Raw genomic sequence first — 16168 nt, forward strand, 5'->3', positions numbered from 1 at the left:
ATGCAAAATGATTATTTAAAATTAGCATTAGATAACTTAGGAAAAACATTCAACGACTACAATAGTGGTCGTTTTGTTGCTCAACAGCTTATGAGAGCGCAAGTACCATTACCCGAAGGAGCACATTGGGATGCTTCACCTGCCCATCTCATTAAACAAATGCATCATTTATTGGGCGTCTTACAAGCGACACCAGGAGATTTGCTATTTTGGGGCACACAGAATACACCATATGAAGTGGGTATTTATGTCGGCGGAAACCACTTTATTGCTGTAAATAACGGGGATCATGTGGCAAAAATTCAAACGTTATCAAGAAATTGGTATCCATGTATTGCTGGTTCTGTATTCTGACATACAATCGTCATTTAGATGTTTGTTTTGTTACAAAAGAAACTTCTTTGACATATTGACAACAAAGTGCAAAGTACAGAAAATATCCATGACACAGCGGATTGCTATACTAGGAATTGTCGAGAAGACGGAAAAGAATTTAAATTAAAATACATTACTGAATATGAGTCCCTATATAGGAGTTTGACTATTATGAAAAAATCTACTATTGCTAAATCTGTCGTTACAGCTGCCGGTGCGTTTGCCGTTGCTGGTGCTGCTCAAGTTTCTGCTAACACTGTATCAGTTAAAGCTGGTGACACGCTTTACAAGATTGCAGCAGCAAACGGTACAACTGTTGACGCTTTGGTTAAAGCTAATAACATTTCAAATGCTAATTTGATTTTTGTTGGACAACAACTACAAACTGCATCTTCATCATCAACTACACAAAGTTCATCATCAGAGAGCTCAACTACAACAACTACTTCATCATCTACTGGTTCATACACTGTTCAGTCAGGTGATACATTAAACAAGATTGCAGCAGCAAATGGTACGACGGTAGCAAATTTGGTAGCTGCTAATAACATTTCAAACGCTAACTTGATTACTGTTGGTCAAACATTAAAGTTATCAGCTTCATCAACTTCAAACTCAACAACAACACAATCATCAACTACGACAACTCAAACAACATCAAATGACACAGCAACTGCCTCAAACGGTTCTTACACTGTTAAGTCAGGTGATACATTAAACAAGATTGCGGCAGCAAATGGTACAACGGTAGCTAACTTAGTAGCTGCTAATAACATTTCAAATGCTAATGTGATTACTGTTGGTCAAACATTAAAGTTGTCAGCATCATCTACTTCAACTTCAAGTTCATCAACTTCAAGTTCATCAACTGCAACAACAACACAATCATCAAGTTCTACACAATCATCATCAACTTCTAATAATACTGCTTCAACAGAAAATACAAACAACAGTTCATCAACTGCAACAACAGCTGATGCTACTATTAATGCTTGGAATGCAAAGCGTGCTACTCTTGGTTTGTCACCAATTAAGATTTCAGCTTCATTGACAGCACAAGCTCAAAGCCGTGCACAAGCTCTTGCAACATCATCTAACTGGTTTGGTTTGCATGAATCATCATCAACTCCTGAAGTTGTTGCTAATGGTTTTGCTGCAGGTGCAACTGTGATCAATGCTTGGTACTATGAAACAGGTATGGTTAATGGTGGTCACACTGAATTTATTGTTAACTCTAGCTTCACCGAAGCTGGTGTAGGTTATTATGACGGATGGATCGTCATTGACGCACATTAATAACACCAAAAAGTGGATAGTTGCTATCCACTTTTTTTGTGTTCTCATGTATAGTAGAGTGCAGAGGTATAAAAAATGTTGTATAAATTTACTGAATTAACAAAAGAAGAATATGCAGAATTTGAAAAGCAAAGTTCTGTTGGTACCTTTTTACAATCAGGTGAACAAGCTGAATTATTACAAAAACGAGGCTATAAAATCTGGTTGTTAGGGGTCAAAGCTGACGACAAAGTAGTGGCTGCAGCGTTGGTCATGCGTGAAAAAGTACATATGGGATATATCTTTTCAATTGATCGTGGACCATTATTGGATTTTGAAAATCATGAATTATTGGATTTTTTCATGTCCAACTTCGTAAGGTTTTCACGCGAGAACAAAGGGCTTTATATTGAAGTAAGGCCGAATGTGACTTTGAAAATGACGAATAATCATGGCGAGCTTCTAGGTGAAGAGAATACGGTATTTATCGAAGAAATGAAAAAGCTTGGATTTAACCATTTGCCATTTGTAGATGGTTTCACTACAGCTGGTTCTCCAGAATGGGAGTATATCAAAGACTTGTCAGAATTAACCGATGAGAAATCGGTTCGTGCCTCGTATAATAAGAAAGCTCAGTATTATTTGAAAAAGAATGCTCAGTTCGGTATTCGTTTACGTCAATTAACACGAGATGACTTGCCAGATTTTAAGGAATTAACACAGAAAACAGCCGATAGGTTACATTACAAAGATAAAAACTTGAATTTTTATCAAACAGTGTATGATGTGTATGGCGATGACGCAACATTTGTCTTTGCTGAACTAAATTTTGATAATTATATTGAGGAAGAGAATGAAAAAATCTCTGAATTAGATGCCAAACTGGCCAAGATTAACCAAAAGATCGAAAAATATCCGACTAATGATAAATTCAAGCGTCAGTATGCTGAATTTGATGATCAAAAAAATCAACATAGCAAGCGCATACTAAAAGCGGAACAACAGAAAGAAGCAGCTGGTAAATCAACAGTCGTCGTCGCCGGTGCGTTATTTATACAGCAACCTCAAGAAATGAATTATCTGTATTCAGGCACTTATGAAGAGTATATGGACTATTATGGCCCTTATCAAATACAAGACGTTATGATTAACAAGGCAGTTCAGGCGGGACTCAAGCGTTATAACTTCTACGGCATTGCTGGAAAGTTTGATGGTAGTGATGGTGTGTTAGGATTCAAAACGACTTTTGAGGGACAAGCACGTCAATTAGTAGGAAACTTCATGATGCCTGTTAATCCGTTTAAATACGGAATCTATCGGTTACTCAAAAAAATGATGGGCCGTGCTTAAAATGAGCTTTTTTAGCGAGTAAAACCCGTTTTGTGGTATGGTATATAAGGTAATTATTAAATTGGCGGTACAAAATACTTATGAAACATAATCCATATCTAGAAGAGCGAGATAATAAAAATGACGCACGTGCTAACTTACCAACACGTCTGCGAATTTTGTTGTTCATATCGTTTATACTCATGATTGCCCTAGTTGTACAATTAGGGTTTTTAACGATTAAACAAGGAGCCAATTATTTGGCTGAAGTCAACCGAAGTGAAGAAACCGTTGAAAAGGGAAATACACCACGAGGTTTGGTTTACGATTCGACCGGACGTGTTTTGGCTGGAAACAAGGCGCAAACAGCGATTACATTTACGCGCGGTACCAATATTACTTCTAGCACAATGCGGAGCACTGCCATTAAACTTGGAAAATATTTGACAGTTGATACAACCCGCCTAAGTGATCGTTCTAAAGCCGACTTTTATTTGGCTGATGCAACTAATGCGGCTAAGGTGCAAAAGGGTGTTGTTAAAGAACATAAGAATGGTAGTAGCCTGACAACATCAGAAATTACTAGCTTGTCGGTAAGTTATGTAGAAAAGCATAATTTGCTTTCAAAAGTTAGTGATAATGATGCAATGATATTCCAGCGGATGAGTGGTGCTTATTCATTGTCAACGACATTCATTAAAGAAGATGATGTGACAGAAACAGAATTAGCGGAGATTGGTGAGCGTTTAAGCCAATTCCCTGGTATTAAGATAGGTACAAGCTGGGCAAGACAATATCCCGAAGGAAACGATTTTCAGGCTTTGATTGGTACAGTAACTAGTGAAGATAATGGTTTACCTGATGATAGGTTACACACGCTTTTAGCACAAGGATATTCACAAAACGAATCAGTTGGTAGTTCTAATTTGGAGTCTAGCTATGAATCCTTATTGAAGGGATCGGCATCACAGACTGTAGTTACAACTGCTTCTGATGGTACGGTAAAATCATCTTCTGTAAAATACAAAGGTCAGTCTGGAGATAGTCTTAAATTAACCATTAATGCTGATTATCAAAAAGAAGTTCAAAAAATATTAGAAGATAATTTGCCTACGGGTGACGTTCAAGGGGCTTATGCCACAGTCATGAATCCTTATACTGGTGGTATTTATGCTATGGCCGGTGTCGATAGAGATTATTCAACTGGTACTAAAACAGCTGATCCACTTGGAAATATTAATCATGCGATTGTTATGGGATCTGTTGTTAAACCGGCAGTTCTCGCTACAGCATTCCAAAAAGGTGTTATTACACCCACAAGTTCTACATTATTAGACCAGGCCATTAAAATTGCTGGTACACCAACAATTACTTCTTACTGGAACAAGTCAGGGAATCCAGTTGCAGTTGACGCACAAACAGCTTTGGAACGTTCTTCGAACACATATTTTGTTCAGTTAGGTATGAAAATCGGTGGACAAACTTATAGCTCTGGTTCAGCATTAGCGTTGAATTCAGATGCTTTCCAGACATTGCGTAATGGATTGGGACAATTTGGGTTAGGTACCAAAACAGGTATTGATATCAGTGGCGAAACTGCTGGCTACCGAGGTGAAACGACGGGCGCGAATTTGGGTAAATATTTATATGAATCATTTGGTCAATATGATACCTACACGACACTTCAACTTGCACGATACGTTTCTACAATTGCTAATGGTGGGTATTTGATTCAGCCTCATTTGGTAAGCTCGATATTACAAAGTTCAGCTAATAGTTCAAAACAGCGTACAGTGTGGACGGCCACACCGAACATACAAGGGCAAGTTCAGTTAGATTCTGACGAATGGAATGTAATCCATGAGGGGATGAATCGTGTTGCGAATGGTACTGACACCTACAATACTGGTGGAACAGATATACATAAACTCGAACCACATGTTTATGCTAAAACAGGAACCGCCGAAACGACAACCAATGGACATACAACTTATACAGAATCCATTGTTGCCTATGTACCGGGACAACCGATGGTCATGGCTATGGCTATCCCAGGTATGAATAATTATTTAGATGGGACCAATGGTAAAATTGCGGCAAAAATAATTAATGCTTATTGGAAGTATGTTCAAAATAAACCATAACTTTATAAAAAAGACAGTAATCATGATTACTGTCTTTTTTATTACCTATTTCGCTCGAAAATAGTTGCTCGTAGTCAAAATAATAAAATGCATACAATTATTAATTGGTCTATTCCATTAGTCACAAATGTTTTATTATCTTATATCTTTACTTAATGAATTAGGGAATCACATTAATGTAACTAATATATGGTTGCTGACTATTGGTATTTTATTTATAGCATTAGGCAACTAGATACTCAAAACACAGTGAAATCGACCGTTTTGGATAATGATATGAATTGGTTTAAAACGCAACGTATTGGTGGAATTATAATGATTACTGGTGGATTTTTAGAAATAATTGATGGGTTTGGGGCATCAGTAATAATGATAGGAGTTGTGTTATTAATTATTATCGTTCCAATAGTTTATTTTGTTCAATTGAGGCATAAAGTGTAATAGAAAAAATAACATTTTTTATACCTGATTTGACGAAGAAACTAAAATATTTACATGAAAAGATTGAAAAAGAGCATGACTATTGTATACTAGATTGTAACTAGTCAAAAGAAGTGAGTTAATTTAACTGTTTTTAAAAGAGTAGTGTATCAGAAGACATAGCACATTCAAAAGAGGGAGAAAAAGTATGTCATTTTTGGAATTAAAAAATATTCACAAATCTTATTATCTGGGAAAAGAAGAATTTCCAGTTTTGAAAGGCATCAATTTATCATTTGAAAAGGGCGAATTTGTTTCAATTTTAGGAGAATCAGGTGGTGGTAAATCAACTCTGATGAACATCATCGGTGGACTTGATCGAAACTTTTCAGGTGATGTGCTTGTTAATGGAAATCGTTTGGACCATAAGCAAGAAAAGAAGTTAGATGTATATCGTCGTGAAACAATCGGCTATATCTTCCAGAGTTTCAATTTGATTAATTATCAAACAAACTTGGAAAACGTTGAAACTAGTTTAAATATGACTACTTTGTCAGCGGCACAGCGTAAGCAACGTGCAACTGAATTATTGGATAAAGTTGGTCTAAGTGAGCATATTCATAAATATCCTTCACAACTTTCAGGTGGTCAAAAACAGCGTGTTGCCATTGCTCGTGCATTAGCAGCTGATCCAGATGTTATGATTGCTGATGAGCCAACAGGTGCGCTAGATTCTGTTAATACCGCTGAGGTACTTGAGCTGCTTGAACAAATTGCTCAAGAAGGCAAATTAGTTATTGTCGTGACACATTCACAAGCTGTTGCTGAGTATGGCACGCGTATTTTGCACATGGCGGATGGTAAAATTGATGAAGAAAAGAATTTGAAAGATAAATTTGAGGCGCCAGCAACGACTGATCGCTTAATTTCAAAGACTTTATCAGCATCGTCTGTGTGGGACATGGCATTTGATCATTTGAAATATAAAAAACTACAGAATTTTTTGATCATACTTGGATCTGCAATTGGCGTTTTCTCGGTAATTCTATTTCTTGGTTTAGGCAATGGAATTAAAGGATATATTAATGATCAAGTTAGTTCATTAGCTAATCCAAACTATCCAACTGTGGTTAGAAATACTTTAAGCGATAAAGATGCAACGAGCACGGAACGCGTACAGGCAACAGCACAGGCTGCTGCTACGGATTATTCATCTACCGTTTTTTCTGACAGTGTAATTAAAAAAATTGGTAATGTTAAAAACATTTCTAAAACTTATCAAGGATATCAATTTGGTGGTGCTGTCTTTAAGTATGGCAATACACAGTCTCAATCAGGAACTCAAGTTCAAACGTGGTCCCCTGTATACGCTAATAAGATAATTAAAGCAGGACATAAGCCATCTGGAGACAATGAAATTGTCATTGATAAAACATTTGCACAAAAAGCTAATAAAAATTGGAAATCTTTGATTGGTAAGAATATTTCATACACTTATGTTGCTTATAACAAAAACAACCAAGCGGTGCCTGTGACGTCAACAATGAAAATTGTTGGAATAACAGATGGTGGTCAAGCTGGCACTGTTTATGCGACAACTTTTTCGGGTATGAAAAAAGACTTGGCTAATGCTAATGCCGTAACAGAGGCTAATTATCTAACTCTGAAAATTAACGATACAAACAATGTAAAGTCAGCAGTTAGTGCGGTTAATAAAATTAAAGATAATGGTCAACAAGCAGCTGTAGCAGTCTCAGTGGGTAGTGTATTGGATACAATAAATACAATTACTAGTTTGGCTTCTTATGTTTTGGCAGCAATTGCTGGAATTTCATTAGTGGTGTCAGCAATTATGATTATTGTTACGACATATATGTCGGTTTCGGAACGTACCAAGGAAATTGGTGTCCTACGTGCATTAGGTGCTCGTGCTAAAGATATTCGTGGGTTGTTTACAAATGAAGCATTACTGATGGGAATCATATCTGCTGTGTTTGGTATTGCAACAGCTTATCTTGCACAATTTGCAATGAATTCGGCTCTTTATGGGTTGATTAAATTTAATATTGTACAAGTTTCTCTAGGAAACGTTATTTTTGCAGTCATCATTTCACTCATTATTGCATTAGTTGCTTCATTTGTTCCTTCACGTCGTGCAGCTAATTTGAATACGATTGATGCTTTAGCGGCCGATTAATTACTGAAAAAATCCACAGTTTCATCGTGGATTTTTTTTATGAATCCAACAGTTAAATAGATAAAATTTATCTTAAATATTTGGATTCGCACCCTCACAGGTTTTAATGGTATAATGTAAAATCAGGATATTTCTTGGGGTACAAAATAATGGATAATAACATGAGCCGAATGACTCGCCAGAACCAGGCACCGATGCCAAATCATAAACAACCACGAAAGCCAAAAAAACGACACAAGAAGTGGCGTTGGATTGTCTCAATAATCGTTCTTTTAATGATAGTTGGTGGTATTGTGGCATCAATGATATTGAGCAATATCAAAAAATCAGTTGACACGATGCATCGTAGTGCAAATATAACAAAAGCTCGCGATGTTAATCAAGTCTTAAAAGATGGCAAACCTTTTTCAATCTTAATATTAGGAACGGATACTGGTGCGCTGGCACGTGATCGTACAGGACTTACGGATTCAATGATGTTAATTACTGTTAATCCACAAGCCAAAACGACCACTATGGTTTCAATTCCTCGTGATATTATGGTTTCAATTATTGGTAGAGAAGATACTTTCCCACAAAAGTTAAATGCAGCATTTCCAATTGCAGGCGTTGGTGCTACCATGTCTACCTTACAAAATTATTTGAATGTGCCAATTGATTTCTATGCGTTGGTCAATATGGGCGGACTTGAAAAAGTTATTGATCAAGTGGGCGGTGTGAAAGTTACGTCACCATTAACGTTTACTTATCAACCTGAAAATGATAAAAAAGCGGTTTATAAGTTCTATAAAAACCAAGAGAAATATGAATATGCCGCTGATGGTAAAAACTTTAAAACTTATACCACTATGGATGGCTATGCTGCTTTGTCATTTTCACGTATGCGTTATGATGATCCAGAAGGCGATTATGGCCGCCAAAAGCGCCAACGATTAGTATTAAAAGCTTTATTGAAAAAGTCAGCGAGCGCTAAGACATTATTGAATGCTAAGTTTATGAAGTCAATTTCAAAAAATGCTGAGACAGATTTAACTTATAATAATATGACAAAAATTGCTTTATCATATATGGCAGCTACTAAAAACCAAAAGTCAGATCATTTACAAGGTGTTGGTGACATGTATAATGGTGTGAGTTATCAAATGGTGAAGGCATCGGAAAAGCAACGTGTCACAAATCTACTACGTAAATCACTAAACTTGGGTAGTAAAACAACAGGCACACAGTTTGGTAGTTCGGTACCCGTATTGTCTTATGGCGTTGCTGAATATAACTTAAATGTTATTGGTGAAACATTAGATGCGCAATAAAAAAATACTTTCCTTATACTTGTTTAAGGGAAGTATTTTTTATTTGAGTTATTCACGTGTCTTTGCTTTGGTAAAGGGGATTCCATTGCGCCAAAGAAAGCCACGATAATAGCTTTCCATTGATATAATCTGTGTTAACGAGGTGAGCGGTAGTACCCATTTTAGCCAAACCATATCTGTCTTTAAAAATGGGATTGCCATCATGGCAGCAGTCACTAAATAAATTAAACAACGCCCCTTTAGTGATAGTTGACGATCAAAAACAGCTTTGTCAACGTACTTTTGGTAATATTTATTGTTGTGTAGCCAACTATCTAGCTTTTTAGAAGATTTAGACCACAAAATTGCGGTTAGGACATAAAATCCTGTTGTTGGCAAGCCGGGAATCCATATTGCAATGGTACCAATAGCAAAACTGAGCGCCCCAAGGGCAATTAATAGTATTTTCATATATATAGTGTACCATCACATGGTACAATTAAATTAATAAAATTGATTAGGATGTCTATATGAGCTATTTAGCAATCGTTGATCTTGGTAGTAATTCTGCCAGAATGGTAGTCGAAGAGCTGCATGATGATGGTACTCATACCGAGTTGATTCGCGAAAAAAAAGACACGCGTATTGCTCAAAATATGGGAGAAGAATTACTACTAAAAGAAACACCAATTTTGCGTACTATTGAGGCGCTAAAATATTTTCAATCTAAATATATCAATTTCCATCCGAAAGTCCGTGCGATTACAACGGCAGCAGTTCGCATGGCTAAAAATCAAACTGAGTTTTTAAATCGTGTTGCACGAGAAACGGGAATTCAGTTTCAAGTTTTGACGGGTGACCAAGAAGCATATTATGATTATTTGGGTGTGGTTTCAACGTTAAATGTTACCGAGGGTGTGATTCTAGATACTGGTGGTGCTTCCGTTGAATTAATCGCTGTGGATAATCGACGTAGTAAGCAAGCTGTCAGCTTACCTTTTGGCGCAGTTACTTTATCAGAACAATATCACCTAGCTAATAATATCATGCCGAAAAATCTGGCTTCCGCAAATGATTATATATTAAGTCAGTATAACACGCTACAGTGGTTGGAAACGCAATACCAAAAACCAGTTATTTTATTAGGTGGGGCAAATCGTTCGCTCGCGCGTATGGCACGTACACGAATGGGTGAAGCCGAAGTAAGTATGATTCATGGATTTGAGATGCCAGTCGACTTAGTTGAGCAGATTTTTGAAGAAATCCGACAGATGACACGAAAAGAACGTGAGAAAATTGCCGGATTAGAAACATCTCGAGCTGATATTATCGTCAGTGGCTTACTACCATTATTGAATCTTATGAGAAAAATTAATTCACCTAAAGTTATATTTTCAGAAAGCGGGGTTCGCGAAGGTCTAATTGCTGAGACTTTAGCACAGCAGGATGAATAAAAAATTTTATGAATTAACACCCGATGAGCGTTTGCTCGCATTAAATTTAAAAGAAGACATACGATTATCATTGTCAAGTCGTCAAAATCCAGTCAACGCTCAGATGGTTGAGAATTACGTTAGTGATTTTCGCATGCCAATGGGCGTTGTCCACGACATTCTGATTGATGAACAACATTTTAGTGTGCCGATGGCTATTGAAGAACCGAGTGTGGTTGCAGCAGCTAATAATGGTGCCAAAATGTTATCTAATGGAGTTCATGTCATCATGGCGGATACTGCTATGATCGGCCAAATGTTGCTAGTTGATGCTGCTGGTGTGGATGAATTCATTGACTTACATCGCGATGAAATTTTTGCTAAGGCAAAGCAAGCCAAACCATCGATTTATAAACGAGGTGGTGGTTTGCGTGATATTCGAGTAAGAAATATCTCGAAAACGGAAACGAGTGTTGACTTTATTATCGACACAAAAGACGCAATGGGCGCTAATATTGTTAATACAATTTTAGAAGCAGAATTACCATTGTTTGAAAAGTTCATACCTTTAGGTGTGATTCTATCTAATTATGCGACTAATCAATTGGTCACAGTGACTGGCGATGTCGATTTTGAGCGCATAGGTGGTCGTGAAGTAGCTCAGAAAATAGTCGCATTAAACCATTTTTCCAAAAACGATCCTTACCGTGCAACTACGGAGAATAAAGGTCTTTTTAATGGTATAAGCGCTGTGGTTTTGGCGACGGGTAATGATTGGCGAGCTGTAGAAGCTAGTGGTCATGCCTATGCAAGTCGTGATGGTCAATACCGTGGTTTAGTAACTTGGACAATTTTAAACGGTAAACTTCATGGTGAGCTGACATTGCCTATATCTGTTGGCACAGTTGGTGGTGCAATTTCGGCTATGCCAGATGCTAAGCAGGCCTTGTCAATCATAGGTGATGTAAATGCTGACACACTGCGTGGTGTGATTTTATCTGTTGGGCTGGCGCAAAATTTAGCAGCCTTAAAATCAATTGCCTCAGGTGGTATTCAACGGGGACACATGCGAATGCAGTATCGCGCGTTAGCGATGCAAGTAGGCGCAAAAACTGATGAAATTACCGCAATAGTATCACGGCTAATATCCCTTAGTTATGTGGATGCAAGTGTTGCTAAAAAAATATTAATGGAGATAAGAAATGAACCCAAAAATTAAAGATTTATTGGATAACGTTAATAGTGTCTATCCAGGAACTGTGATGACACGTGTTAATGGAGAAGAGACTGGGGAATTACATATCGACCAAGTTTCACAAGAAGTTTTAGGACAACGTTTGCTAATAGAAATTGCTAACAAAACTGAGAGTGATTTCTTGCTTGGTAATGAGTTATTAAAAATGCTATTAACATTAAATGGTATTGCCCCACAAGTGTTTTTTGCGCTAACATTCAATGATGAAAAATTAGACGATCAGCTGATACAAATTGCAACGCGCATGCACCGCATAGTTGTTCATGCAATCACTTATCGTGAACTAGCTAAACAAGGCATTACAACTTCAGCGACGGCAAAGGCTTATTTTTCTGGGCTTCACGCTGAGTTAACGCCTGAAAATGGTGAAGTGGACGATGAAAGTTTATGGCGCTTACTCATGATTATGGATGCATTAGTATTTGCTGATACGATTTCTGACAGCGGTTTTGTTGACGAGTTGCAACAAAAATATCCGCTAGCTTACACGGCTGCGAGTTCGCTTATTAAACCTGTAATGGCAGCTGATCTGAAGCAAGCACGCAATATTCGTCATCAAATGGTTTCTTTGTTTGAAGGCATTGACGAAGTATTGACAAGATGGGGCAAACCCACTGTCAACGCTAAAGAATATGTCACATTAACAAGTGTTTTGTCAAAACGCCAATTGGATTTACCAGTTAATCAAGTGTTTACAATTTATCATTCGGAAATGACCGATTTTCAAACGGAGAAGACAGCTTACGTTGGTCTAAGTAAAAATGATAATCAAAATAGTTTTGTAGTATCACCGCCGGATAATGAAGCTGATAAACCAACATTTTTCAAAGAGCTGTATGCGCTAAAAGTATCGGAATTATTTCAAAAGTTAGCGCTACCTTACATTGAGAGAGACTAAATTAATTATTATCAGTTAACATTCATAAAGAAAGGATATTCATGTTAGTCACAGCAGAAATTCAAAAGCGCTTTGACGACGCCAAAAATATTGTATTCATGACCGGAGCGGGTGTTTCAACTTTATCAGGAATACCAGATTATCGTTCCAAAGGAGGTATTTATGATGGCATCAGTTTGCAACCTGAATACCTATTGAGCGCGACAGCTTTTCATAATGAGCCCGAAAAGCAGTATCAATTTATGATTGATAATATGTATTTTCCTGAGGCTGTTCCAAATGTTATTCACAAAAAAATGGCAGCTTTAACCCGACAAGGCAAGGCCAAAATTATCACGCAAAATGTTGATGATTTGCATGTCAAAGCGGCATCAGATCCAGAAAAATTGATCCGTTTTCATGGCTCATTATATGATGTGTATGCGCCTGTTGATGGTAAGAAATCTCCCTATCAGGATTACTTGCATGCAATGAGACGTGCAGACAATGCTTTATTGCGTCCGCGAATTACATTTTACGAAGAAATGCCTTTTGATGTTGAAAAATCAGCCTTATGGGTACGAAATGCTGATTTAATTGTTATTGTTGGAACTAGCTTTAAAGTTTATCCTTTTGCTGGATTATTACAGTATGCTAGTCCAGCAGCACATGTCATGTCAATCAATTTTGAGCATATTACCACACCATTTGATGTTGAACAAATCGTTGGGGATGCTGGCGAGTTCTTTTCTGAATTAGAAGTTTAATCATTCAACTGACAGGCAAAATTACGTGCCTGTTATTTTTTTATCTATATATGAATTTTTTTTCAGATAAAGTGTTAAAATTAAAGTGAGGTAATAATTATGAAGAGAAATAATAAAAATGAACAGTTAAGAATGAAACAAAAGCCTTACATAGTTGGAATTTCATTGAATATGATTTTTGTACTATCAGAATTATTATTTGCTAAATTAGCACATTCAACAGCCTTATTTGCTGATGCTTTTCACAATTTAAGTGATGTATTAGCGTTGATGATTGCTTGGATTGCCGTTGTTGTATTTGGTTTACAGGCAACTAAGCGACACACTTATGGTTGGCATAATATGTCCATTCTCGCTAGTGTTTTTAATACAGTTTTGCTAATATTTGCGGTCATCACTATTTTTTATGAAAGTATTCATGACTTGATCACGCCACCAACCACAGAGACAACAGGGTGGCTGGTGATGATTGTTGCAGCGGTTGGAATAATCATTAACTTTGCCACTGCCATGCTTTTCAAATCTTCTGGGATGTCGGATGAACACGGGCATCAGCATGAACAGGATTTAAATAGCAAGACAGCTTATATTCATTTGCTAGCTGATGCTGGCGTTTCAGTTGGTGTTATTGTCGCTGGATTATTGATCCAGGTGACAGGATGGCACACAATTGATCCTATTGTGTCAATAATTATTGGCGTAATTATTTCTGTGACATCTTGGCCTATTATGAAATCAACTTTTAATTTGGCATTGAATGGTGTACCAGATAATGTGGATGAATCAGATGTTATGCGTTATTTATCCACTCATGATGGTGTCGAGAAATTGCACGACTTACACATTTGGCCATTATCTACAACAGAAGCAGCAATAACTGTTCATTTATCTGTTCAAAAAGATGTAAACGAGCAACGATTGTTGGCAAGTATTTCACAAGATTTACGAAAAAAATATGAAATTAGCCATGTAACTATTCAAATTGAGACAGCTGATTTTGATCAAACATGCAATGTTATTTAGAATAAATTTAAACTTTACATTGTGTAACTGATTCGTAATAATCTAATAAAAATGATTGATACGGCTTGAAAAAGCTTTTTTTTTATAATAATAATCTAGGAAACTAACTATAGTTTTAAAAAGGGTAATTCTGTTGTTGACGAATTCAGAATACAGTGTAATATAAGTTATGTATTAGAGCGAATATAGCCGAGTTAGGTAATTTTCATAAGCTTTCAACAGCCAAGTTGAATGAAATTCTTTATGAAATTTATTTAGCACTTGATGTTTTATTTTGGTGTTTATCAATTGTCAAACAATTGTCAAAAAGTGAATATTTCACGATATTTCAGTCAAGTCGAGATTCGTTTATTTAGTTCTGAGGAGAAATCTAAAGGAGAGATGGAATGAAAAATTCTACAAGCATTGATCCCAAGCACCATCTAGTTGAGAGAGCAGATGATACATTGAGTTTGGGGGACGTTAATAGCTCGATAGAAGCGCCAAAAGACGGCTCATTCTGGCGTAAGTTATTAGCATTTTCAGGTCCGGGAGCCCTAGTGGCTGTCGGTTATATGGATCCAGGAAATTGGGTAACATCAGTTGGTGGTGGAGCACAGTATCGTTATGTACTATTGTCAGTTGTATTGATATCATCATTGATTGCTATGATGCTACAATATATGGCAGGTAAGTTGGGTATTGTTAAGCAAGAAGATTTGGCTCAGGCTACCCGTGATCGAACAAATAAACCAGGCGGCATTGTTTTGTGGCTAATGACTGAGCTTGCTTTAATGGCCACAGATATGGCTGAAGTTATTGGTGGGGCCATTGCATTACATTTGCTGTTTGGTTGGTCGATGATTGCGTCTGTTTTAACAACAGCGTTTGATGTTATTTTACTTTTGCTTTTGATGAGGTTTGGTTTCAGAAAAATTGAAGCAATTGTCATGACATTAATTACAACTATTTTAGTTATTTTTACTTATCTCGTCATTTTGTCTAAGCCAGAACTTTCAGCTATGTTTGGTGGCTATTTACCACAACTTCAAGCAGTTTCTACGCATGGACCAAAAGGTGTTGATTCACCTTTATTAATGACATTAGGAATTGTTGGGGCGACGGTTATGCCTCACAACCTTTATCTACATTCATCAATATCACAAACAAGAAAAATTGATCGCGAAAGCAAGGGTGCCGTGCGCGAAGCTATCCGTTTCATGACGTGGGATTCAAATATACAATTATCATTAGCTTTTGTTATTAATTCATTGTTATTAATCTTGGGTGCTTCATTGTTCTTTGGACATGCAGATTCAGTGGGTACCTTTGGTGCCATGTATAATGCTTTAGGAGATAATGCTATTGCTGGAGCTGTTGCTTCACCAATACTATCAACATTGTTCGCAGTTGCATTGTTAGCCTCAGGTCAAAATTCAACAATTACTGGAACCCTAACTGGGGAAATAATTATGGAAGGTTTCCTTCATATGCGTATTCCTATGTGGATACGTCGTGTTGTGACACGTGGTTTGGCGTTAATACCAGTTATTATTGTGACATTAATTTATGGCGGTGAAGAAGGACAACTGGACAAGTTGTTGATTCAATCTCAAGTTTTCTTGTCAATTGCTTTGCCATTTGCAATGGCACCGTTAATATTGTTTACATCATCTAAGAAAATCATGGGAGAGTTTGCTAATCCCAAATGGATGACTATTCTTGGATGGATCGTATTTGTTGTCTTGACTGGATTAAATATTAAGTTAGTAATTGATATTTTTACTGGCGGAGCATAAGTTTGT

General features: G+C 36.9%; 14 protein-coding genes. 13 read left to right on the forward strand and 1 reads right to left on the reverse strand.

Annotated features, from left to right (window positions below):
• The 7 genes from JNUCC76_RS01560 (at position 1) to JNUCC76_RS01590 (ending at position 9050) form a co-directional block, all read left to right on the forward strand.
• Positions 1 to 354, forward strand: a complete 354-nt coding sequence (locus JNUCC76_RS01560) for an NlpC/P60 family protein (RefSeq protein WP_454155225.1) — start codon at positions 1 to 3, stop codon at positions 352 to 354.
• A 192-nt stretch (positions 355 to 546) separates the two neighbouring features.
• Positions 547 to 1671, forward strand: a complete 1125-nt coding sequence (locus JNUCC76_RS01565) for a LysM peptidoglycan-binding domain-containing protein (protein WP_454155227.1) — start codon at positions 547 to 549, stop codon at positions 1669 to 1671.
• Positions 1672 to 1746: 75 nt separating this feature from the next.
• Positions 1747 to 3000 (forward strand): aminoacyltransferase, encoded by a 1254-nt coding sequence (locus JNUCC76_RS01570; RefSeq protein WP_454155229.1) that lies wholly within the window; start codon positions 1747 to 1749, stop codon positions 2998 to 3000.
• Positions 3001 to 3080: 80 nt separating this feature from the next.
• Positions 3081 to 5123 carry a peptidoglycan D,D-transpeptidase FtsI family protein gene (locus tag JNUCC76_RS01575; protein ID WP_454155231.1) on the forward strand — a complete coding sequence of 681 codons (2043 nt, stop codon included), beginning with the start codon at positions 3081 to 3083 and terminating at the stop codon, positions 5121 to 5123.
• Positions 5124 to 5312: 189 nt separating this feature from the next.
• On the forward strand, positions 5313 to 5564 hold the full coding sequence (locus tag JNUCC76_RS01580) for an SdpI family protein (RefSeq protein WP_454155233.1): 252 nt from the start codon (positions 5313 to 5315) through the stop codon (positions 5562 to 5564).
• 187 nt (positions 5565 to 5751) lie between these two features.
• Positions 5752 to 7740, forward strand: a complete 1989-nt coding sequence (locus JNUCC76_RS01585) for an ABC transporter ATP-binding protein/permease (protein ID WP_454155235.1) — start codon at positions 5752 to 5754, stop codon at positions 7738 to 7740.
• A gap of 149 nt (positions 7741 to 7889) precedes the next feature.
• Positions 7890 to 9050 carry an LCP family glycopolymer transferase gene (locus JNUCC76_RS01590; protein WP_454155237.1) on the forward strand — a complete coding sequence of 387 codons (1161 nt, stop codon included), beginning with the start codon at positions 7890 to 7892 and terminating at the stop codon, positions 9048 to 9050.
• A gap of 48 nt (positions 9051 to 9098) precedes the next feature.
• On the opposite strand, the gene JNUCC76_RS01595 is transcribed toward JNUCC76_RS01590, so the two are convergent.
• A complete protein-coding gene (locus JNUCC76_RS01595; RefSeq protein WP_454155239.1) occupies positions 9099 to 9500 on the reverse strand; it encodes a YbaN family protein in 402 nt (133 codons plus the stop codon).
• A 59-nt stretch (positions 9501 to 9559) separates the two neighbouring features.
• On the opposite strand from JNUCC76_RS01595, the gene JNUCC76_RS01600 reads away from it, so the two are divergent.
• The 6 genes from JNUCC76_RS01600 to JNUCC76_RS01625 all read left to right on the forward strand — a co-directional run bounded on the left by JNUCC76_RS01600 (position 9560) and on the right by JNUCC76_RS01625 (position 16162).
• A complete protein-coding gene (locus JNUCC76_RS01600; protein ID WP_454155241.1) occupies positions 9560 to 10483 on the forward strand; it encodes a Ppx/GppA phosphatase family protein in 924 nt (307 codons plus the stop codon).
• On the forward strand, positions 10476 to 11681 hold the full coding sequence (locus JNUCC76_RS01605) for a hydroxymethylglutaryl-CoA reductase, degradative (protein WP_454155243.1): 1206 nt from the start codon (positions 10476 to 10478) through the stop codon (positions 11679 to 11681). The genes JNUCC76_RS01600 and JNUCC76_RS01605 overlap by 8 nt, the downstream gene beginning before the upstream one ends.
• Positions 11665 to 12615: a nitrate ABC transporter ATPase gene (locus JNUCC76_RS01610; RefSeq protein WP_394455150.1), complete on the forward strand. Its 951-nt coding sequence runs from the start codon at positions 11665 to 11667 to the stop codon at positions 12613 to 12615. Before JNUCC76_RS01605 ends, JNUCC76_RS01610 begins: the two co-directional genes overlap by 17 nt.
• 41 nt (positions 12616 to 12656) lie before the next feature.
• A complete protein-coding gene (locus JNUCC76_RS01615; protein WP_394455148.1) occupies positions 12657 to 13361 on the forward strand; it encodes an NAD-dependent protein deacylase in 705 nt (234 codons plus the stop codon).
• Positions 13362 to 13460: 99 nt separating this feature from the next.
• Positions 13461 to 14384, forward strand: a complete 924-nt coding sequence (locus JNUCC76_RS01620) for a cation diffusion facilitator family transporter (RefSeq protein WP_394455146.1) — start codon at positions 13461 to 13463, stop codon at positions 14382 to 14384.
• A gap of 386 nt (positions 14385 to 14770) precedes the next feature.
• Positions 14771 to 16162: an Nramp family divalent metal transporter gene (locus tag JNUCC76_RS01625; RefSeq protein ID WP_454155246.1), complete on the forward strand. Its 1392-nt coding sequence runs from the start codon at positions 14771 to 14773 to the stop codon at positions 16160 to 16162.
• The last annotated feature ends 6 nt before the right edge of the window (positions 16163 to 16168 follow it).

This window comes from Leuconostoc sp. JNUCC 76, assembly GCF_053667755.1.